21 protein-coding genes and 1 tRNA gene are annotated in these 19,997 nt (G+C 33.3%); 18 read left to right on the top strand and 4 right to left on the bottom strand.

Annotation, left to right across the window (positions count from 1 at the left end; all coding sequences use genetic code 11):
* The first annotated feature begins 70 nt into the window (after window positions 1-70).
* From SBO79_RS12545 to SBO79_RS12565, 5 genes are all read left to right on the top strand, one after another.
* Complete coding sequence (locus SBO79_RS12545; RefSeq protein ID WP_318640738.1) at window positions 71-703, top strand: hypothetical protein; 633 nt, start codon at window positions 71-73, stop codon at window positions 701-703.
* A gap of 352 nt (window positions 704-1,055) precedes the next feature.
* Window positions 1,056-1,481 carry a DUF1810 domain-containing protein gene (locus SBO79_RS12550; protein ID WP_318640739.1) on the top strand — a complete coding sequence of 142 codons (426 nt, stop codon included), beginning with the start codon at window positions 1,056-1,058 and terminating at the stop codon, window positions 1,479-1,481.
* 211 nt (window positions 1,482-1,692) lie between these two features.
* Complete coding sequence (locus SBO79_RS12555; RefSeq protein WP_318640740.1) at window positions 1,693-2,565, top strand: GLPGLI family protein; 873 nt, start codon at window positions 1,693-1,695, stop codon at window positions 2,563-2,565.
* A gap of 283 nt (window positions 2,566-2,848) precedes the next feature.
* On the top strand, window positions 2,849-3,679 hold the full coding sequence (locus tag SBO79_RS12560) for a GLPGLI family protein (protein ID WP_318640741.1): 831 nt from the start codon (window positions 2,849-2,851) through the stop codon (window positions 3,677-3,679).
* Between the two features lie 37 nt (window positions 3,680-3,716).
* A complete protein-coding gene (locus SBO79_RS12565; RefSeq protein ID WP_318640742.1) occupies window positions 3,717-6,407 on the top strand; it encodes a carboxypeptidase-like regulatory domain-containing protein in 2,691 nt (896 codons plus the stop codon).
* A 286-nt stretch (window positions 6,408-6,693) separates the two neighbouring features.
* On the opposite strand, the gene SBO79_RS12570 is transcribed toward SBO79_RS12565, so the two are convergent.
* The gene (locus SBO79_RS12570) at window positions 6,694-7,605 is read right to left on the bottom strand and encodes an outer membrane beta-barrel protein (RefSeq protein ID WP_318640743.1); all 912 of its coding nucleotides are present in this window, start codon (window positions 7,603-7,605) and stop codon (window positions 6,694-6,696) included.
* A 395-nt stretch (window positions 7,606-8,000) separates the two neighbouring features.
* Here SBO79_RS12570 and SBO79_RS12575 point away from each other — a divergent pair, with 395 nt between their 5' ends.
* From SBO79_RS12575 to SBO79_RS12625, 11 genes are all read left to right on the top strand, one after another.
* Window positions 8,001-8,540: a YciE/YciF ferroxidase family protein gene (locus tag SBO79_RS12575; RefSeq protein ID WP_318640744.1), complete on the top strand. Its 540-nt coding sequence runs from the start codon at window positions 8,001-8,003 to the stop codon at window positions 8,538-8,540.
* Window positions 8,541-8,592: 52 nt separating this feature from the next.
* Complete coding sequence (locus SBO79_RS12580; protein WP_318640745.1) at window positions 8,593-8,820, top strand: hypothetical protein; 228 nt, start codon at window positions 8,593-8,595, stop codon at window positions 8,818-8,820.
* 159 nt (window positions 8,821-8,979) lie between these two features.
* Window positions 8,980-9,420, top strand: coding sequence for a KTSC domain-containing protein (locus tag SBO79_RS12585; protein WP_318640746.1), 441 nt, complete (start codon window positions 8,980-8,982; stop codon window positions 9,418-9,420).
* A 132-nt stretch (window positions 9,421-9,552) separates the two neighbouring features.
* Window positions 9,553-10,356, top strand: a complete 804-nt coding sequence (locus SBO79_RS12590) for a sulfite exporter TauE/SafE family protein (protein WP_318640747.1) — start codon at window positions 9,553-9,555, stop codon at window positions 10,354-10,356.
* Between the two features lie 321 nt (window positions 10,357-10,677).
* Entirely contained in the window at window positions 10,678-11,793 is a 1,116-nt protein-coding gene (locus SBO79_RS12595; protein ID WP_318640748.1) for a DUF4369 domain-containing protein, read from the top strand.
* A gap of 169 nt (window positions 11,794-11,962) precedes the next feature.
* A tRNA-Tyr gene (locus tag SBO79_RS12600) sits at window positions 11,963-12,043 on the top strand.
* Window positions 12,044-12,566: 523 nt separating this feature from the next.
* On the top strand, window positions 12,567-12,950 hold the full coding sequence (locus tag SBO79_RS12605) for a hypothetical protein (protein ID WP_318640749.1): 384 nt from the start codon (window positions 12,567-12,569) through the stop codon (window positions 12,948-12,950).
* 19 nt (window positions 12,951-12,969) lie between these two features.
* Window positions 12,970-13,437: a PEGA domain-containing protein gene (locus tag SBO79_RS12610; protein ID WP_318640750.1), complete on the top strand. Its 468-nt coding sequence runs from the start codon at window positions 12,970-12,972 to the stop codon at window positions 13,435-13,437.
* 310 nt (window positions 13,438-13,747) lie between these two features.
* Complete coding sequence (locus SBO79_RS12615) at window positions 13,748-14,719, top strand: bile acid:sodium symporter family protein (RefSeq protein WP_318640751.1); 972 nt, start codon at window positions 13,748-13,750, stop codon at window positions 14,717-14,719.
* A 355-nt stretch (window positions 14,720-15,074) separates the two neighbouring features.
* Window positions 15,075-16,295 (top strand): hypothetical protein, encoded by a 1,221-nt coding sequence (locus SBO79_RS12620; RefSeq protein WP_318640752.1) that lies wholly within the window; start codon window positions 15,075-15,077, stop codon window positions 16,293-16,295.
* A complete protein-coding gene (locus SBO79_RS12625; protein ID WP_318640753.1) occupies window positions 16,295-17,119 on the top strand; it encodes a hypothetical protein in 825 nt (274 codons plus the stop codon). Before SBO79_RS12620 ends, SBO79_RS12625 begins: the two co-directional genes overlap by 1 nt.
* 119 nt (window positions 17,120-17,238) lie before the next feature.
* Here SBO79_RS12625 and SBO79_RS13975 read toward each other — a convergent pair whose 3' ends face one another.
* The gene (locus SBO79_RS13975; RefSeq protein ID WP_406600262.1) at window positions 17,239-17,508 is read right to left on the bottom strand and encodes an HNH endonuclease; all 270 of its coding nucleotides are present in this window, start codon (window positions 17,506-17,508) and stop codon (window positions 17,239-17,241) included.
* 52 nt (window positions 17,509-17,560) lie between these two features.
* Between SBO79_RS13975 and SBO79_RS12630 the strand changes: the two genes are divergently transcribed.
* Window positions 17,561-17,860 (top strand): transposase, encoded by a 300-nt coding sequence (locus tag SBO79_RS12630; RefSeq protein ID WP_318640197.1) that lies wholly within the window; start codon window positions 17,561-17,563, stop codon window positions 17,858-17,860.
* Window positions 17,857-18,735, top strand: a complete 879-nt coding sequence (locus SBO79_RS12635; RefSeq protein ID WP_318640754.1) for an IS3 family transposase — start codon at window positions 17,857-17,859, stop codon at window positions 18,733-18,735. Before SBO79_RS12630 ends, SBO79_RS12635 begins: the two co-directional genes overlap by 4 nt.
* Before the next feature lie 167 nt (window positions 18,736-18,902).
* Here SBO79_RS12635 and SBO79_RS12640 read toward each other — a convergent pair whose 3' ends face one another.
* Both SBO79_RS12640 and SBO79_RS12645 read right to left on the bottom strand, forming a co-directional pair.
* Window positions 18,903-19,226: a hypothetical protein gene (locus tag SBO79_RS12640; protein ID WP_318640755.1), complete on the bottom strand. Its 324-nt coding sequence runs from the start codon at window positions 19,224-19,226 to the stop codon at window positions 18,903-18,905.
* Window positions 19,227-19,256: 30 nt separating this feature from the next.
* Window positions 19,257-19,979: a hypothetical protein gene (locus tag SBO79_RS12645; RefSeq protein ID WP_318640756.1), complete on the bottom strand. Its 723-nt coding sequence runs from the start codon at window positions 19,977-19,979 to the stop codon at window positions 19,257-19,259.
* Between the last annotated feature and the right edge of the window lie 18 nt (window positions 19,980-19,997).

The following is a 19,997-nucleotide window of genomic DNA, read 5'->3' on the forward strand; positions in this document are numbered from 1 at the left end:
TAAAAAAAATTAAATATTAAGCCAATAATTATTGTATTATTGCCCACATTAACTTTAACAAACCCAAATAATGAAAAAATTTTACTCTTTGTTCTTTATGCTTGCGACTGTTTTCGCAATGAATGCCCAAAAACAAGTTTTTGAAAAACCAACTCTTAAAAACGATATTAAAGAACACAAAACCATTGCAATTCTTCCTTTCTTCGTCAAAATTTCTTTTAAGAAACCACCAAAAAACTTTAGCGCAGAAGGAAATAAAGCAGAAGAAATTAAAATGTCAAAATCAATTCAGTCAAGCATGTATACCTATTTGCTTAGAAAAGGTGACAAATATTCTGTTGGTTTTCAAGACGTAGATAAAACCAATATTATGCTTCGAAAAGCTGGAGTAATCGAAAAGCTTGAAGACATGACAAAAGACGAAATCGCAAAAATATTAGGAGTTGATGCTGTAATAAGTGGCTCTTTTGAAACAGAACAAACAAAATCTGAAGCTGGTGCAATTGCAACAGCTGTACTACTCGGTGGTTTTGGTGGGAAAACTGGCTCAGGATCTTTAACTATGATGCTGCACAATGGCTCCGATGGAGAGTTATTATGGAGATTTTTCAAAACTATGGACGACAACATTTCAACATCTACAGATGATATCGTAGAGAGTATGATGCGTAAAGTTTCAAGAAATTTTCCGTATACTAAATAATATTAATACTAAAATTGACTAAGGCTGCTAAATTTTATGCAGCCTTTTTCTTTTAATGTACATAGCTAATTTAAAAATTACTTTGATAAACAAAACAATATATAAAAACTTTAAATTGGTTTAGAATAGCATCTCTTTTCCAAATTATAATATTTTGAAAAATTCTGCTTAAGAATAAATAGTAAATTGCCTTCTTATCACTGAGAATTGCAAAAGTTAAAAATTATTTGTTTTTGAATATTAGTTTAAAATCCTTCAAGAATTAATACCAGCTACTTACTACTCTTCCATTTTAAAAGATAAATTTTTATATTAGTTTTTTTTGTATTTTTAAAGTAGAAAAAAAATAGTTATGGAATATAATTTCAACCGCTTTCTAACTGAGCACGATAAGGACTATGCAACTGCTCTTTCAGAAGTAAAATCAGCTAAGACAACATCGCGTTGGATGTGGTATATTTTTCCACAAATAAATGGCTTGGGTCAAAGTGAAACTTCCAAAATCTACGCAATTCACAATTTGAAGGAAGCTAGAGAGTATGTTAAACATCCTGTTTTAGGAACTCATCTCATCGAAATTTCCGAAGCTTTATTAGATCTTGAAACCAATGATGCTTACTCGATCTTTGGAAAACCCTACGATAAAAAATTACATTCTTGTATGACATTATTTGATCAAGTTAGCGGCAACACTGTTTTTGAAAAAGTTCTTTGTAAATACTTTGGTGGAAAATTTGATCAAAAAACTTTGGAGTTGATTGCTATCAATGAAGATTAATACGCTTAATAAAATTCAACTTAATGAAGATGGAAATATTTGATTGTTAGGAATATTAATCTAACAAAATTCCCCAACCCCTAATTTTGTCACGATTCAAATCGGAATCCTGTCAAGAAATGTTATTACTCTATTGCTCAAATAATTAACGCAACTTTTAAAAATACCAAGAAAAAAAGCAGCATTTTTGTTTCGATAATAAAATAACCAAATGAAAAACATATTTTTCTCTCTCCTATTTACTGCGTTAACAATTCCTGCAATTGCGCAGGAATTTCAAGGAACCGCTACTTACCAATCAAAAACGAATACTTCTGAATGGATGGATAAAATCTCTGGAAACAGTCAGATTACTCCCGATATGCAAAAGATGATCGAAGATCGAATGAAGAAAATGTCCGAAAAGACTTTTATTCTAAATTTTGGAAAAAGTAATTCTATTTATAAAGAAGAAGAAAAATTGGATGCTCCCGGCACCGATGGTGGAAGCCGCAGAATGATGGCATCGGTTATGGGTGGCGGCGGAACGTATTATAAAGATATCAAAGACAAAAAGTTCATTGTTGATCGTGAATTTATGGGAAAAGAATTTCTAGTTCAGGACTCATTGCCAAAATACGATTGGAAAATGGAAAGCGAATCTCGAATGATCGACGGTTACACTTGCTATAAAGCTACTGCGATAAAAGCGGTGGATAAATCTGATTTTAGAAATATGGGTTTCAAAAAAGAAGATAAAAAGGAAGCGGATAAGAAAGCTTCAACTAGTAATTCAAACATCATCGATATGTTGGAAATGCCCGACAATGTAGCCATTACTGCTTGGTATGCACCAGAAATTCCGGTGAGTCAAGGGCCAGAAAGTTATTATGGACTTCCAGGATTAATTTTGGAAATCAATGACGGAAAAACGGTAATTCTTTGCTCAAAAATCGTTTTAAATCCTAAAGAGAAAGTAGTCATCAAAGCGCCAACAAAAGGTAAAACTGTTTCAGAAAAAGAATATAACAAAATCGTACTGGAAAAAATGGAAGAATTAAAGCAGATGAATGCTGCTCCAGGAGGATTTAGAATGGGAAGATAATTCTTTCACTACAGACAAACTTCATCGGCACAAATGATTGGCTGATTCAAAACTAATTTCCCGTAATATTCAATTGTTGAAATTATTCCCGAGCTTTAGACTGCGAAGCTAGCCCCGACATTCGTGGAAAGCCTTTTGAAAATAACGTCTAATTTTTCTTGGCAGAAAAGAGCGACCAAAGGCAGCTCCTTTTATGCCTTAGAAAAATAGACGGAATTGAAAAAGCTTGGAACATTGGCGGGATTGGCTCCAAAAAATTATCATTCTATAAAGTATAAATGCTATGAAAAATTTAATTATTGTGTTTTCGGTAGTTGCAAGTTTATGCTCAGCGCCAATTGTGGCTCAGAATTTTCACGGGATGGCGGTCTTTGAAGTTAATACCGCGGGAAGTGGCGCGATGGTGACGAGTACTGGTCTAAATCCGGCACAGATAGCTAAAATGAACGAACTTATGAAACAATCTAGTACAGAAACGTACATTTTGAATTTTAATAAGTCGGAATCGTATTATGAACAAGAGCAAAAGCTTGCTGCTCCAAATAATTCTGAATCAACAATGGGTTTTGGAAGTGGAATTGATAGGAAAGTGTACAAAAACATAAAGGATAACTTACAGCTTGAAGAGAAAGAGTTTATGAGTAAAGAATTTTTAGTGACTGATTCCTTAAGGAATTGGAACTGGCAATTGACTTCTGAAACCAAGAAAATTGGAGATTACACTTGCTATAAAGCGGTGTCTATAACCCCAGTTACAGATGTAGAAAAAGAGAATTATGAAAAGGCGAAAGCTTTGGAATCAGCTGCAAATACGTCAATTTTACTGACGAAAGCACCTCAAGACAAAACTTTTATTGCTTGGTATACCACAGAAATTCCGATTGCGCAAGGGCCTGAATATTATTGGGGATTGCCGGGATTAATTCTAGAAGCAACTAGTGAAAAAACCCAAATACTTTGCTCAAAAATTATTTTAAATTCTAAAACCAGCCAAAAAATAAAGCAGCCAAAAAAGGGGAAAAAAGTCACAAGTGAGGAATATAAGAAAATTATGCGTGATAAATTTGAAACCTTGAAAGATGCCAATGGTATAATTCAAATTAAAGTTGACTAATAATTTGAAATCCATATTTTTTACAATAAAAAAAGCAATGCATAAGCAAATTTTTATTTTTCTATTTTCTCTAGTGGCATTTGCTGCAAATTCACAAAACATTCGCTTTGACGGTTATGTAACTGATTCGGGAATTGTAGGATTGGAAATGGCGAATGTGATGGCGGTAAATGCTGAAAATGGCGTGATGGAAGCCTATGCAATTACGAATGATAAAGGTCGATTTTTGCTAAATCTGAAACCTAACTCCACATATATCGTGAAAGTGAGCTATTTGGGAATGAAAAATAAGGAGGTTTCAGTTCGGACTTCTACCGAAAATATTACCCAGAATATTATGCTTGAAGAAGGCGGTTTTGAACTTGATGGTGTGGAAATCGTGCGCGAAATGCCAGTTTCAATTAGTGGAGATACCATAATTTACAACGCAGATTCTTTTAAAACAGGCACCGAGCGCAAACTTGAAGATGTTTTGAAAAAACTTCCAGGAGTGCAAGTAAACGCTGATGGCGAAGTTGAAGTTGAAGGTAAAAGAGTGAGCAAATTGATGGTGGAAGGGAAAGACTTTTTTGATGGTGACACAAAACTTGGTGTGAAAAATATTCCTGCAGATGCAATTGACAAAATTCAAGTTTTGCGAAATTACAATGAAGTAAGCGCTCTCAAAGGTTTGGGGAATGACGAGGAAAGTGTGGCGATGAATATTAAATTAAAGGACGGTAAAAAGAACTTTTGGTTTGGCGATGTCTCTGCGGGAATTGGGATCGGGCACGAGGAATCGCGTTACATTGCGAATCCAAAATTGTTTTATTATAATCCAAAATTTAGCGTTGGAATTCTGAGCAACTTTAATAATATTGGCGAATTGCCACTTACGGTGCAGGATTATTTTAAATTTAGCGGAGGATTCAAGAATATGATGCGGAAAGGTGGCACAAATTTCAATGTTGCGTCGAATGATTTGGGAATTTCGCTGATGCGAAATAACCGCGCCAAGGAAATTGAAACGCAGTTTGGAGCAACGAATTTCTCTTATAATATTTCGAAAAGCTGGAGTTTAAGTGGTTTCGGAATTCTATCCTCTTCTACAACCGAAATGGAAACGGAATCCAAAGTTGAGATTTTAAATACTGGAGTTGTGGAAGAGCGAAAAGATGTTTCACTTCAAAATAATAATCTGGGATTATTCAAATTGAGTTCAACTTATAAGCCAAATACTAAACTTCAATTTGATTATGATGTCTTGATGAAAATATCTGGTCAAGATGAAAATAATGCGCTGTTGCGAAATGTAACTGCAGGCGGAATTCAGAATTCAGAAAATATTTGGACTGCAAAAGAGCAGAATCCATTGTCGGTAAATCAGAATGTGAGTTTGTATTATACGGCAAGCGACAAAAATGTTTTTGCTTTTGAAATGCAGCATTTATATCAAGACGAAGATCCTTTTTATAATGCAAATCTTCAATCGCAACCGTTTGATTTTATTGGATATGACGGTGGACAAAATAGAAATAATATTAATCAACAACGTTTTGTAAGAACGAATAAAATCGATTCGAAACTTGATTATTATTATATGTTGACTCCAAAGAGCAATATCAATGTCACTCTTGGAAACACCTATTCTCATCAGAATTTTGATACGAATATTTTCCAAATTTTGGATAATGAGTTAGTTAACAGTCTTGCGGCAGCGGAAAATAGCAATGATGTTCGCTATATTTTTAATGATGCGTTTTTAGGCTTGCATTATAAATTTATAACCGGAAAATTCACTTTTACGCCCGGATTTAGCGTTCACAATTATTCGATGCTTGATGATCAGAATGCTACCGAAAACAAAAAGTCGTTCGTGAAAATTCTTCCAGATGTTTATGCTTTATACCAAATTAAGAAGTCTGAATCTTTGACCTACAATTTCAGTTTGAGCAATGATTTTACAGATATTAATCAACTTGCGGAAGGATATGTGTTTTCGAATTACAACAGTTTGTTTCGCGGAAATAGAAATTTAGAAAATGCCACTTCGCAAGTTCATTCTTTGAGATATTTCAAGTATAATATGTTTAATTTCGAAAATATTTTTGCGTTTGCAAATTACTCGAGAAGAGTTGATGCGATAAAAACAGCAGCAATTTTCGAAGGAATTAATCAAACATCTTCACCATATCAGTCTAATTTCGCAGATGAGAATTTCTCGGCAAATGGACAATACGGAAGATCTTTTTTAAAGAATTATAAAGCTTCTGCAAGTGTGGGAATCAACTGGTCGAAGTATAATAATATTCAGAATGGCGAACAGATAACTTCTGAGAGTTTTACACAGAATTACACTCTGAAAGGCTCGACCAACTTCAAGAAAATGCCAAATTTAGAATTGGGTTATAACTTAGTAATCAACGAATATAGCAATTCGACTTTCTACACTCAAAGACCATTTGCAAAACTTGACTATTATTTCTTAAATAGCTTTTCGCTAGTTACAGAATATGAATTTTTTCATTACAAAAACGAAGACAAAACCGTTATAAATAATTACGATTTTCTGACTGCTAGTTTAATTTTCAAAAAACCATCTAGCAAATGGGAATATAAAATTAGCGGAACCAATTTGCTGAATACAAAATCTCTGAACGATGATAGCTTTACGCAATTTGCGAGTAGAACATCGCAGTATAAAGTACAGCCAAGATATTTGATATTTGGGTTGAGTTATAATCTTTAGCTGTTAGCTACCAGGTTTTAGCCTTTAGCTTTTAGCCTTTAGCTTTATAATTTCATGAATGTTTTATAAATTTCAACTTATGTAAAGACGATTTAAGTTAGTGTACCTTATACTCTTGTGTAATTTTTAATAAGCAATGTTGAAAATTAACTTTGATGATTGCATACGCTTGGAGGACAATAGAGTAAAAAAATAAGTCCACATTTGACAAAATTTTCTTGTCAAATGTGGACTTCAATTATTTAGCTAAAGGCTGTTAGATAAAGGCTGTTAGCTGTAAACTCGCTTATTTTCCAAAACTATACCTAATTCCCACATTCACTCCTACTCCACTTGCATTGACAAATTGAGTTGGAATAGTTCGCGGCTTATTTGGATCATCTCCTTGCACTGTCCCGCTATATTCATCAGAAAATTCGAAGTTCTTTTCGCTCTGAGGAAGATCTGCAAGTTGCTGCCCAGGAATTAAAAAGGTATTACTGCCATTAATTCCTGTGGTAACATATTCTTTAATTTCGGCCGATTTGCTTTTTATGCTAAAGTTTTTGAATTCTATTTCGCCAAATACAGAAAGATTTTTTCCGATTGGATAGGTCGCTCCTACGGCTCCTGCAAATCCTACACTAAATTTTGCCGTAACTTCTGTAAGTGCTTGTACTTTTACATCAGTCCCTGGCCCAGCAGCATCTTTTGCAAAAACATCACTTTCGATGGTTAATTTTCCAGCACCCGTAAGCAAAGCACCAATTCGCGCGTATGGATTTAGTTTATCAAAACCAGGCGTAATCAAGATTGCAGGCATAATATCAAGACCTCTTAAATAGGCAACAGCAGACGAATTGATTTCAGGAGTACTGAGTTTTCCGATGGTTTTCTTATCGCCATCAAAATAATTAAAACCAATTTCAGCGCCCACATATTTATTAAACATGTATCCTCCAGTAATGTTTGCTTTAAACCCACTTCCTAAAGTTCCGTTTAAAGACTTGACACGAGTTGTACCATCGGCATTAATGGTAACATCTGTGGATTGCTGAATATTAGTTAGACCATTTGGATCGGCATTATTATATTCAGTTTTTCCAGATTCGCCGTGAAGTCCAACTCCACCGCGAACGTAAAATTCCTGAGCAATTGCAGCACTGCTGCCCATAAGCAAAAGCGAACCAATGATTGATAATCTAATAAATTTTGACATAATTTCTCTTTTAAGTGTTGAATTTTTAAAGGTTGAAAATTTTTTGCATCAATATACGCATAATAATTTCATAGGTTAAACTGCTCGTGTACTATAAGAAAATGTAAACCTGACTTGCGCCTATAATATTTTTGTCAACTTTTACCCATGCGCCCTTCGGCGAAAGCCATACTTTTCGATAAATGAGGTAAGACAAATTTAGGATAGTACAGCAACTTCCTTCACTTCACCAAAGTTATCAATAATCTCAGCAATGCTATGGAAAGGTGAAACTATTTTGTTGAAAAAAAATACTGTAACAAAAGAAATGAATTGTGTAATCTACTTTGAATTTATAGCATGATATTTACAGTAATTATAAGTCTAAATATTCACGACTTCTTAAAATAGTATCTATGCAATTTAATATCCAACCTTTGCGATCGAAAGATGAGATTACAGCTTTACGATCTCTTTATGAAGGATATCTAAAAAGTATTTACTGGTCAGAAAACGAAATGATTACTATTCTGACTGGTCTATTTGAAGAAGTTCGTTCGGATGAAATTGTAAATATTTTTCAGCAACATCTCAATACAAAGTATGCTCACATAAAATCGATTCAAACTATATGTGAAAGTACTGGAATTGTAGCAGAGATGAAGGTTTTCGAGTCAATTAAATGTCTATGCGACGAAATTTCTTTTATCACAAGAAATACAAGTCGCGGAGTGGTTCGAGATGCTGCTTATATAGTGTTGATTCAGCATATTGTACATTCACAAATTGCCTCATACGGGACATTAAAAGCTTTTGCAATTACTCTTAAAGAGGAAGAAGAAGAGATTGTGGATGTTTTTGACATGCATTTGATGGATGAGAAACTTTTTGACCTAAATTTATCTAATATAGCCGAAGCTTATGTAAATGAGGAAGCGGCAAATAAAGAATTTTAGAAACCTACTGTCATAGTTAGGCAGTAACTTTATTAATTTAAACTCAATTATTATGGAAAAGAAATCGATTATGGGAATTGTAAGCGGGGTTGCAGCAGTAGTTGTAATAGGAATTATCGCAAAAAAGTCAGGAATTTTAGATTCAGTGATGGAAAAGATCAGATGTTTGATAGACGGTGATGCAGATTGTGGGTTTGACACCAAAAATACTGGAGATATCTTGCCAAAGGGCGAGGACACCAATATCAGCTATAAACATCTATTAAAAGATAATAAATAATAATCTTCAGTTTTGCAGTTATCTTAGAGATGCTAATGTTCTAATTGTGTGAAGTCTGATAATTTAATTTTTAATAAAGTACATATAAAATAAATTGTGTACTTTTGCAAAAAATTTGACTTTCAGGTCAATACAAAAAAGATTAAACGTTCCATTTTTATGAAGAAAATTGTTGAATTCCGTAAGTTATTAAATGTTGACAAAACGGTTGAATTAAAAGAGTTAAAAACAATCTACCGCAATGCAATGAAAGAATGTCATCCTGATAAATTTACAGGTGATGCAGATGGTCTTCATGCAGCAGAAGAAAAAAGTAAAAGCGTTATTGAAGCATACCACCAATTGGTAAGCATCAATCCTGCTACAATTGAGCAATTGCGTCCTGAATATAACGAAACTGTTGCAACGGCAACGATTACCGATTATAAATTTGAAAATAGTAGACTAATTGTAAATTTTTCTAACGGAAGTGTTTACGAATACATTAGTTTGCCAAAGGCTACGTACCAGAAAATGGTAAATGCAGATTCTCCGGGTCGTTTTGCGAAACGTCACATTTTTAATGCATTTCCTTACAGAAAGGTCAGCAATCAAGAATAATTACGTATTCATGATCAATATTATTAGAGTGCTCCAATTTGGAGCACTTTTTTTTTAGACACAATGCGGTGCGTTTTTGTGCGGCAGTGCTAATGTTTTAACTATTTTTGTACTTTAGACCAATCAGTAACTATGATAGAAGTAATAGGATATATTTTTGCGGTAATAATTGGATTAATTCTGGGACTCATGGGCGGCGGCGGATCAATTATCACTGTTCCGGTGTTAGTTTACATTATGGCACTAAATCCTGTAACTGCAACCGCATATTCGCTATTTATTGTTGGTACAACCTCTGCTTTTGGTACAATTCAAAATCTTAAAAATAAGCTTGTCGATATTAAAACATCATTGATGTTTGCCCTACCGTCTTTGGTTGGAGTATACCTATCACGCAAGTATGTAATTCCAGCAATTCCCGAAACATTATTAACCGTAGGTGAATTTGAATTACATAAAGGAATGTTTTTGATGGTCCTATTTGCAATTGTAATGCTGCTTGCAGCCAAATCAATGTTGAAGACTCGTGCGGAGGAGGAAATATTACAAACCAAACCCGAGGCCACTTCAACTGAAATCGCAATCTCGCTTTTCCAAGTTTTTTTAATCGGAATTCTTGTCGGTTTGATCGGTGCTGGAGGAGGTTTCTTATTTATTCCAATGTTGGTTTTCATTACTAAATTGCCAATGAAAACGGCGGTTGCTACATCATTATTTATCATTGCAATCAATTCGCTCATCGGATTCATTGGTGATATTGGGTCGACTGAAATAGATTGGCCTTTCCTACTTAAATTTTCGTTCTTCTCGATTATCGGAATTTTCCTGGGAATATACCTCAATAAATTTATCAACGAAAAACAGCTTAAGAAAGGTTTTGGCTACTTTGTTCTACTAATGTCTGTGGTAATCTTCGTAAAAGAACTGTTTCTATAATTTTTACGTCTAAGCGACAGTAGCTTAAAGTATTTACAAAAAGACCAAATCGCCCCACTGCCAATACATACTATTCAGAAAATTATTATTCAAACAGTTTTTAATTAATACGATACTATTCTTATAATTATTTCAAGGCATTTTCGCACCTAAATGGAAGTGTGACCCATAATAATTGAGAGATCTATTTAGAAAAGAAATTTCGACGCACCGCAATTCCTTTACTAAATAAGCTAAAATATGTATAAAAATCACAACTAAATTCTCTTAATTTTAATAAATTCGGTAGATTTGCACCCAAAATAAAACACAACTCACAACATGAAAAAAATCTTTTTATTACTTTCTGTTTCGACACTTTTCTTTGCCTGCAATAGCAAAGATTCTTACTCTCTAACGGGAACAGTGAAGGGTATGCAGGATGGTAAAATTATCTTAGAAAAACAAGATGACGCAGAAGCAGTTGCCGTAGATACGGCGATAATTGAGAATGGGAAATTTAAATTTGAAGGTAAAATTGCCGAACCAGCGATCTACTCTTTGGTATTAGAAGGGTCTCAAGGAAGATCATTTGTGATTCTTGAGAACGGAAAAATCAATATTGAAATTAATAAAGATAGTATGTTCCTAAACAAAATCTCAGGAACCTATAACAATGAGCAACTTTCAGAATACAATGCTATCGGAATGAAAATTCAGAAAAGGCTTAAAGATTTTGAAACTGTAAATGGTGAGAAGATGATGACCGCTCAGCAAAATCAAGATACTGTAACCATCGAAGGGTTGAGAACCGAATACGGTAAAATCCAATCAGAAATGGAGCAATCTACTTTAAAATATATTCAAGAGCATCCAAAAGCATACGTTTCTTTATTGCTAGTAGAGGGAATGATTTCAAATCCAAATGCGGATGCGGCAAAAACAAAGTCTCTTTTTGATGGTCTTGACTCAAGCTTAAAGAGTAGTGCAAAAGGTAAAAAAGTCGCTACATTAATGGAGACTTCCAAAGGTGTTGCAGTTGGATCTCCGGCTCCAGATTTTTCTGCACCCAATCCAGAAGGCAAAATGGTATCACTAAGAGAGTCGTTGGGCAAAGTAACAATTATCGATTTTTGGGCATCATGGTGTGGTCCTTGTCGTCAGGCAAATCCAAGCCTAGTGGCACTTTACAAAGAATTTCACGATCAAGGTCTAAATATTGTTGGAGTTTCACTTGACAAAACTGCAGACAAATGGAAAGAAGGAATTGCTGCTGACGGACTTCCTTGGACACAGATTTCAAATCTTAAATTTTGGGATGATCCTATCGCGGCGACATACAATGTAAAGTCGATCCCTAATATGTTTGTTCTAGACGAAAACGGAATTGTAGTTGCAAAAGATCTGCATGGTGCCGAATTGAGAGCAAGAGTTGCTACTATGTTGGGCGCAAAATAGACTTAAAAGAGTAAAATTTTAAAATCCCCTTTACGGGGATTTTTTTATTTATTTCATTCTCAGACAACTAAAAAAAATATCAAAATTTCCTGATTTTTTTGTGCAAATAACCAAAAAACGTCTGTATATTTGCAACCGCTTGCCGACGCTATTACAGCGGGAGTTATCCGGGGAGATACTCAAGCGGCCAACGAGGGCAGACTGTAAATCTGCTGTGCAAACTTCGCAGGTTCGAATCCTGCTCTCCCCACTTCAAAAACCCAACAGTCTTATGATTGTTGGGTTTTTTTCTTTTAAAGCACTTCCAATTTTCATTTTTGCAATAAGTTTTTTTTGGGCGCGTCCCTTTGGGCCGGGCTGTACTCTCTATCTTTTGCTTTCAGGACTTCTTGCTAAACAATAACGAATAAGACAAGCAAAAGGATGCCGTTCCCATCCCTCGCGCAGTTTACGGTAAGTAAGAGGATTTGATGACCCTAAAAAACTCTTCCGCTATTACGGTCAGGAACAGATTTCTGATTTCTCACTACTATAATTTTAAATAACTACAAATTCACGGCACTTACTATAAAATTCTATCCAAATATAACTATAGATAGACCCCTGCTACCATAAAAGTGTTTTCTAAAGCTGAGCATTCAAATCTGATCTACAGCCGCTTATAAAAAATATCGGCACTGTTAAAGAAAACTTAATAATATGTCAGAAAAATATCTAAATTTGCGCAACTTATTTTGAAGTTTTAAAAAATATTTTGAAAATATGCATTCCTTATGAAATATAGTATTGTTCTTATCAGCTGCCTTTTATTGACAAGTTGTGGCGCGAGAGTTAAAGCAAATATCACTGATCAACGCGAGCTATTAACCATCGACGACAAAGTGGCTTTTCTTGAAGTGAAACATGCAGTTCCACAAAGTGCTAAAAAAGTTGGTTCTGCAAAGTTTGGCGATTCGGGTGTTTCTACAGATTGTAATTATGATTCGAATCTCGTAAAGGCTAGAAAAATCGCACGCGCAAATGGTGCCAACATTGTCAAAATTATAGAAGTCAAAACACCTGACTTATGGTCGTCATGTCACCGCATGAAAATCGATTTTTACTACTACGATGGAGATGTATCACAACTTGCACAGACTCAAATTCAAATTAAATAAATTTACTAAATATCAAAATATGAAAAATGCTTTAGTTTGCTGCTCGCTAGCATTACTAGTTTTAACTTCTAGCTGTGCTACAATTATTTCAGGCACAACTCAGAAAATCAATTTCGCCAGCACACCTCCTGCTGCAGGAATTTTTATCGATGAACTTCAAGTTGGAATTACTCCAAAAGAACTTGAACTTGAAAGAAAAAGAGAATACCACGTCATGATCAAAATGGACGGATATACTACCTACGAAACCAAATTAACAAAAAAGTTTAATGCCTGGTATCTTGCAAATATTGCTTTGGGAGGTATTATCGGGCTTATCGTTGATCCAATTACTGGTGCGATGTACAAATTGACTCCAAAGCAAATTGATGCTGAGTTGACAAAAGGTGTAGCCTTCAACAAGAAAAATGGAGAAGTTTATATCGCCGTAGCTTTAGAAATAGATCCTTCATGGCAAAAAGTTGCACAACTAGAAGCAGCAAAATAATTTCAGATCACTAATTAAAGCTCGGCAAAGTAAATAAAGGTTTATTTTGCCGAGCTTTTTTTAATATATAATTTTACTTTTCTGCCCTGTTTTGAGCCTCGGGCGAATTTTGCTTTTTAGAAATATGGAAAAATGTTTCAGTTGCGGTTTCCTCTACGCTACTGCGAGCATCCTGCTCGTCCCCACAATCAAAAATTTATTTTCTTCCAAATCCATTTTCTTTAAGCAAATACAATCAATCAATCACTATATCATTTTACTTATATAAATTTGCTTCACCCGGAAACACAAACCAAAAGTTGAGAAAATAATGAAGTTTAAAATTGATCCTTTTATTCTTGCCATAGTAATCACCGTTGTACTCGCTTATCTCTTTCCGCAATACGGAAGTCATTCTAGCACTATAGATTTAGATTTGATCGCGAGTATTGGAATCTCGTTGATTTTCTTTTTTTACGGACTTAAACTCAGCCCCGAAAAAATGAAAAGCGGTCTGAAAAATTGGAGATTACACATTCTAGTTCAAGCATCAACCTTTATAATTTTTCCTTTAATCGTTCTTATATTCTATCCACTTGTAGATTCAGAGCAAAACAAAAATCTGTGGTTAGCATTTTTCTTCTTAGCTGCCCTCCCATCTACCGTTTCCTCTTCTGTTGTAATGGTATCAATCGCCAAAGGAAATATACCCGCAGCAATTTTTAACGCCAGCATTTCCGGTATAATCGGAATCATCATCACTCCCTTATGGATGGGATTCTTTCTGAACAACGCCGACACTGATTTCGAATTAGGAGCGATCTACATCAAACTAATTACCGAAGTCTTACTTCCCGTTATCCTCGGACTTTTCCTGCACCGCTACTTAGGAATATTCGCCACCAAGTATAAAACTTTTCTAACCACCTTTGATAAATCGGTCATCCTATTAATCATTTATAAAAGCTTTGCTACCTCTTTTGACGAAAACATCTTTGCCACTTTAAAGCCGTCAAACCTAGTAGTAATGGTAATATGTGTGGTAATTTTATTTTATGTGATGTATTTTATTACCGGCTTCTTAAGCAAGAAACTTGGCTTTAATCTGCAAGATAGAATCACCGCTCAGTTCTGTGGTACCAAAAAATCATTAATTCACGGAACCATATTCTCCAAAATTCTATTTCAAAATGCCGCCACAATGGGAATCATTCTACTTCCCTTAATGCTCTTCCACGGTTTCCAAATATTCATTATCAGTATAATCGCCAACAAATTTGGAACTTCAGCTTCAGATGACTAAAACGGCAGTATATTTCAATAATTAAGTTAATATTCTTTTGGGCGCGTCCCTTTGGGCCGGGCTGTACTCTATATCTTTTGCTTTCAGGACTTCTGCTAAACTATAGCGATTAAGCTAAGCAAAAGGATGCCGTTCCCATCCCTCGCGCGGTTTACGTAAGACAAGATGATTTTGTTGTTGATCGTGCAAAAACAAATATCACGTAAATGCCGTTATTTAATTAATTAATAGTATTTACCAAGAGAAATAAAGTCGCTACACTTTTTGACGGTTTGTCCGTCGAAAGAAAAGTCAATTGATTTTAAGTATACTTATAAATATTGCTTAAGTTTGACAATAAAATTTATTTTTCCACATGGCAAAAGATTTCGCAGGAAAAGGTGGTAAAAGACCTCAAATAGAGATACCGATAAGTAAAATCCTATTAGATCATCAAAATCCGAGATTAGTTCAATATACAACAGGAAGTGATGAGATCTCACAATTTGATTTAATTAAAATATTACAAGAAAACTTTGACACTGAAACTATTGCAATGTCATTAAAAGAGAATGGATATTTCGATGAAGAGCCATTAATTGTAGTACCAAATAATCTGCCTGAAGATATAAATTTAGAAGAATATAGCTACGAAGATGCTGTTAAAATACTTCAAGAATATACAGAAAATCATGATTTAACATTTACTGTTGTTGAAGGTAATCGTCGTGTATCATCAATTAAATTACTTACTGATTCTACTCTTAGAGAAAAATTAGGAATAGATAAATTCTATCCTAAAGTAGAGAACAAAGATATTATTGAAGATATTTCAAATATACCTTGTATTGTGTATCCCACTAGAGATAAAGTCTCTAATTATTTGGGAGTGCGTCATATTGCTGGCCTATTAAAATGGGAAGCATTTGCTAAAGCAGCATATATTGCGAACACTATAAAAAGTGAAGTAGATAAGGGAAAAAGTGTTGCAGCGGCAATAAAAGAAGTTCAAAATACTGTAGGAGATAGATCAGATGTTCTGAAGAAGCAATTTGTTGCTTTTAAATTATGGGAAGAAGCAAAACATGACTTACCTGAATTTGATACTGAACCAATATTATATAAATTTTCACTTTTAAATGTTTTATACAACTCACCTTTGATACGTGAATATATTGGAGTGAAATCGTATTCAGAAATAAATTTTGATAATAGAATTGTTCCATTAGAAAAATTAGATGAATTTCAATCCGTTTTGACCTGGGTATTTGGTAACAAATTTAAAAGTGAAAGACCTGCTTTAACAGATTCTCGTTTAATTACAAGTACTTTAAGTCACGTTGTACACAGTCCGGAAGCAGTTGCTTATCTTAGAAAATACAAAGATCTTGAAGGAGCTTTTGACAGAACTAATGGAGAAAAGGAATATTTAATAAAAAACCTTAGTAAAGCATTTGTTACAATACAAGAATCATTAAAATTCGCTTACAAGTATGCTGGTGACAAAGAAATAAGAGAAAAAGTAAAAGACTTAGAGGAGGTTATTGAGGTATTAAAAAATAATCTTGAAGTTAATTCTAGCCAAAAAAATCTCTAATGAATCCTATTTTATTCCCATATATTCAAGGTAGTGAAGTTGAGTGGATTGAGTTAAATTTACTTAAATATGGCCAACCAATATCAAAAGCAACAATTATTGCTCAAGTTCCACAACATGATGATACTGATAATTTTAATGAAACATTAGAAGAACGAGTTGATTCATGGCTATCTGAACTTATATCCAGAAATTATAATTTATCGTCTTCATTTTACGAATTAAAAGGAAATACTGTGTATCCTAATTTTAGTTGGGTTGAATATCCAGAATATTTTCTTTGCCTTTATTTTTCATATGCTGGTGCTTCCAATGACCCAGTTGGAACCAAATTATTTGAAAGAATATCAGCAAATACTATTAAAAATTTTATTGGAGGTGAAATTTGTACTTTTGGATTTCCATCATCTAAAAATTTAAATGAATTTTTAGATGATGTAGCTCCAGTTTGTTTTGAAGAAAGAGGATCTAAAGCGCATAATGATTACAAAGATGATGGTGTCGATGTACTTTGTTATAAAAGTTTTGATGACAATAAAAGTTCTAACCTATATGTTTTATTACAATGTGCGGCAGGTAACAATTGGAAAAATAAAGTTCCAATTCATGTTGAACGATGGACTAGATATATTCAATGGTCTTCTAGAAACATATTGACCTCTATCTCAACAACAGATTATGTAAGTGAAAGACAATGGTCAAAAAGTGCAAGTGATTACGGAATTTTATTAGATAGAAATCGTATTATTAATTGGTATATTAAAACAATTGACGTTTTTTTACGAAGAGAAGTTCTCATCTGGTGTAGTGATAAAGTAGCTTAAAAAGAAAAGGATTATTATTTAAATTCGTTTTTTTTATACAGATTTTTAAGAAGATTAAAACCAAACTTTAATCGACAGTTTTTTAAAATTTTCTTTAAAATATTAAACTAATAATTACACTAGTTAATAATAAAAGACTTTAGTTCATTAATATTATATGATGGTCTCTTTTTATGCAGCACTGCATGACAATTTGGACAAACCGGTTTTAAATCTACAATAGGATCTAATTCATACTCAGAACCAATTGTAGAAATATCTACTACGTGATGAACATGAATAAAATTTTTTCCAATTTCACCAAACTTCTTTTCAAAATCAAATTCGCAAACCTGACATTTAAACCCATAATGATTTATACATAAACTTCTAGCAACTGTATTCTGGATGTGCTAATTTAGCTGACAGTAGAAGTTAAGCATAAAGTCTTACATTAAGCTTATGATACAAGAACGAAAATTATATGATGCAGCTTTTAAACGACAAGCTGTAGAATTAAGTAAAGACAGAAAGAACCTATCTGAACTTGCAAGAGAACTTGGTATACAGGTCACTTTACTTTACAAATGGCGTAAAGAGTTTGATGCTTTTCAATCAGGAAGCTTTCCAGGTAATGGTAATTTAAAATTAACTCCGGAACAGGAACGTATACGGGAACTAGAGAAGAAATTACATGATGTTGAGTTAGAACATAGTATATTAAAAAAAGCAATCGCCATTTTCTCCAAGACCGATCGATGAAATACTGGTTCATTAAAAGTAATGAAAAGGTTTTTCCGATTGATAAAATGTGCAAGGTTCTAGAAGTAAGCTTTGGTAGCTACTATAGATGGAAGCGGTCTTCTGTTAGTAATAAAGTCAGCAAAAAAGAACATTTAAAAGTAGTAATAAATGACACCTACTTTCATTATAAGCAGCGGTATGGTAGTCCAAGGCTTTGTATTGATCTACAGAAGAGAGGGATTGAAATATCTCGAATTACTGTAGCTAAGTATATGAGAGAAATGGGGTTACGAAGTAAATTAAGTAAAAAATTCCGAATAACTACAGATTCCAACCATGATTATTTAATTGTAGAGAACCACTTAAATCGGCAGTTTAAACAACCTGAACCTTCCAAAGCATGGGTATCTGATATTACCTATATTCCTGTAAAAGAAGGGTTTCTTTATTTAACGACTATATTAGATTTATATGATAGAAAACTGATAGGCTGGAGTTTAAGTGATGGAATGGCTACTGATCAAACAAGCTTACCAGCGTGGAGAATGGCTCTTAAAAACCGAAAAATAAGTAAAGGACTTATCTTTCATTCTGATCGTGGTGTTCAATATGCCAATAAGAAATTTGCTAATACTCTTGAGTCTTATAAGGTCAAAAGGAGTATGAGCAGAAAAGGGAATTGCTGGGATAATGCAGTCGCTGAAAGCTTCTTTAAATCACTCAAATCAGAGCTGATTTACGGCAATAAGCTTATATCGAGAAAGGACATGGAGAAGGAAGTATTTGAGTACATAGAACTATGGTATAATAAAATGAGAAGGCATTCTTCACTTAATTATCTAACCATTAATGAGTTTAATAATTTAAAAATTAATAGCAAATATGCGGCTTAACTAATACTGTCATTATTGTTTGCATATCCAGTCCTTTCAAAAACATTTACCAGTATTTTTTTTGATTTTCCTTCAATAAATTTTTCGGATGACTCAATATCATCTGGATAAATAACTTCAATATTAGAACTTAATTTAGATAAAAACTTTTCATATATTTTTCTTCGTTATATAACTTTTGTTTTAGATACTTCTTCGTAATAATCCAAATGAAGAGAAAGAGATATTAATGCTTTTTGAAGTGCTGTTTCACCACCATTTTCAAAAATTTTGTCAAGATAATATTCAGTGCCAAACGTATTAGAATTACGAGTCATTAATTTCCCATCCATCATACATTGATAATTATAAATATAATCTGATGCAGAATTACGATTCATACCGAACAACACTAATTCATCTAAACCATTTTTTTGAGTAATATTACCCTCAAAAATTTCTTTAGCTATGTCAAATGATTTAATAATCTGATCATTAGTAATTTTAGGCATATATTTATGTTGTTTTATTATTATTTTTATTTAAGACTTAACTTTTATTTTATATAAAGATTTTATTAATTCAAACCATTCTTTAAATGTCATGTTTGGATATTTATCCGCATAATACTTTGTGCAAACTTCAACCGCTTCAAGAACTCTATTTTTTTCTAATAATGGATTTATTAAATCTAAAACATCTATGTCGGATATTTCATTTAGTTTATCTAAATATAATACTTCAATAGGTTCAGAAGCAACATCCACATCAACTTTTATTTCAATTTGATTATCAATAAATAAAATTGGAAGTTTTTCAAAAAACATCTCCAAATTCTCTCTTCTGAAAAGGATTATTTTTTCTCCGTTTGATAACACTCCGGTTTTAAATTCATTTTGTTTAATATTCGATTGCAGCGAGTTTCTTGAATAGAGTGAAACATTGTTTTTGGCATTTAATCTATCCTTAGTTTTTGAAGGATTCCAAGAAACCATTGTATCATTATCAACATCGTATCCAAGTATAATAAAAGGAATATTTGCTTTGAAAATTTTATCAAAATGATCACTAAATGGTAATTGAACTCTAGTTACATCAGGAGAGTTTTTGAAATAAGCAGGTGATAGATTTTTAAGAAAAATAAAATATTTCTGTTCGTATATTTTTATTAGGAATGGATTACCCTCATCGTAGCTAAAACTCTCTATATGATTTAGTGTTTCAACGAATTTTATCTTTAGTTCTTTTGCTAATATATTTCTCATACTTTAATTTAACTATCT

It is taken from the genome of Flavobacterium ardleyense (genome assembly GCF_033547075.1).
Lineage (GTDB): Bacteria > Bacteroidota > Bacteroidia > Flavobacteriales > Flavobacteriaceae > Flavobacterium > Flavobacterium ardleyense_A.

Excerpts from the sequence above, each read along its gene's own strand:
- SBO79_RS12545 (WP_318640738.1), top strand. The coding sequence starts at position 71 with ATGAAAAAATTTTACTCTTTGTTCTTTATGCTTGCGACTGTTTTCGCA.
- SBO79_RS12550 (WP_318640739.1), top strand. The coding sequence starts at position 1,056 with ATGGAATATAATTTCAACCGCTTTCTAACTGAGCACGATAAGGACTAT.
- SBO79_RS12555 (WP_318640740.1), top strand. The coding sequence starts at position 1,693 with ATGAAAAACATATTTTTCTCTCTCCTATTTACTGCGTTAACAATTCCT.
- SBO79_RS12560 (WP_318640741.1), top strand. The coding sequence starts at position 2,849 with ATGAAAAATTTAATTATTGTGTTTTCGGTAGTTGCAAGTTTATGCTCA.
- SBO79_RS12565 (WP_318640742.1), top strand. The coding sequence starts at position 3,717 with ATGCATAAGCAAATTTTTATTTTTCTATTTTCTCTAGTGGCATTTGCT.
- SBO79_RS12570 (WP_318640743.1), bottom strand. The coding sequence starts at position 7,605 with ATGTCAAAATTTATTAGATTATCAATCATTGGTTCGCTTTTGCTTATG.
- SBO79_RS12575 (WP_318640744.1), top strand. The coding sequence starts at position 8,001 with ATGCAATTTAATATCCAACCTTTGCGATCGAAAGATGAGATTACAGCT.
- SBO79_RS12580 (WP_318640745.1), top strand. The coding sequence starts at position 8,593 with ATGGAAAAGAAATCGATTATGGGAATTGTAAGCGGGGTTGCAGCAGTA.
- SBO79_RS12585 (WP_318640746.1), top strand. The coding sequence starts at position 8,980 with ATGAAGAAAATTGTTGAATTCCGTAAGTTATTAAATGTTGACAAAACG.
- SBO79_RS12590 (WP_318640747.1), top strand. The coding sequence starts at position 9,553 with ATGATAGAAGTAATAGGATATATTTTTGCGGTAATAATTGGATTAATT.
- SBO79_RS12595 (WP_318640748.1), top strand. The coding sequence starts at position 10,678 with ATGAAAAAAATCTTTTTATTACTTTCTGTTTCGACACTTTTCTTTGCC.
- SBO79_RS12605 (WP_318640749.1), top strand. The coding sequence starts at position 12,567 with ATGAAATATAGTATTGTTCTTATCAGCTGCCTTTTATTGACAAGTTGT.
- SBO79_RS12610 (WP_318640750.1), top strand. The coding sequence starts at position 12,970 with ATGAAAAATGCTTTAGTTTGCTGCTCGCTAGCATTACTAGTTTTAACT.
- SBO79_RS12615 (WP_318640751.1), top strand. The coding sequence starts at position 13,748 with ATGAAGTTTAAAATTGATCCTTTTATTCTTGCCATAGTAATCACCGTT.
- SBO79_RS12620 (WP_318640752.1), top strand. The coding sequence starts at position 15,075 with ATGGCAAAAGATTTCGCAGGAAAAGGTGGTAAAAGACCTCAAATAGAG.
- SBO79_RS12625 (WP_318640753.1), top strand. The coding sequence starts at position 16,295 with ATGAATCCTATTTTATTCCCATATATTCAAGGTAGTGAAGTTGAGTGG.
- SBO79_RS12630 (WP_318640197.1), top strand. The coding sequence starts at position 17,561 with ATGATACAAGAACGAAAATTATATGATGCAGCTTTTAAACGACAAGCT.
- SBO79_RS12635 (WP_318640754.1), top strand. The coding sequence starts at position 17,857 with ATGAAATACTGGTTCATTAAAAGTAATGAAAAGGTTTTTCCGATTGAT.
- SBO79_RS12640 (WP_318640755.1), bottom strand. The coding sequence starts at position 19,226 with ATGCCTAAAATTACTAATGATCAGATTATTAAATCATTTGACATAGCT.
- SBO79_RS12645 (WP_318640756.1), bottom strand. The coding sequence starts at position 19,979 with ATGAGAAATATATTAGCAAAAGAACTAAAGATAAAATTCGTTGAAACA.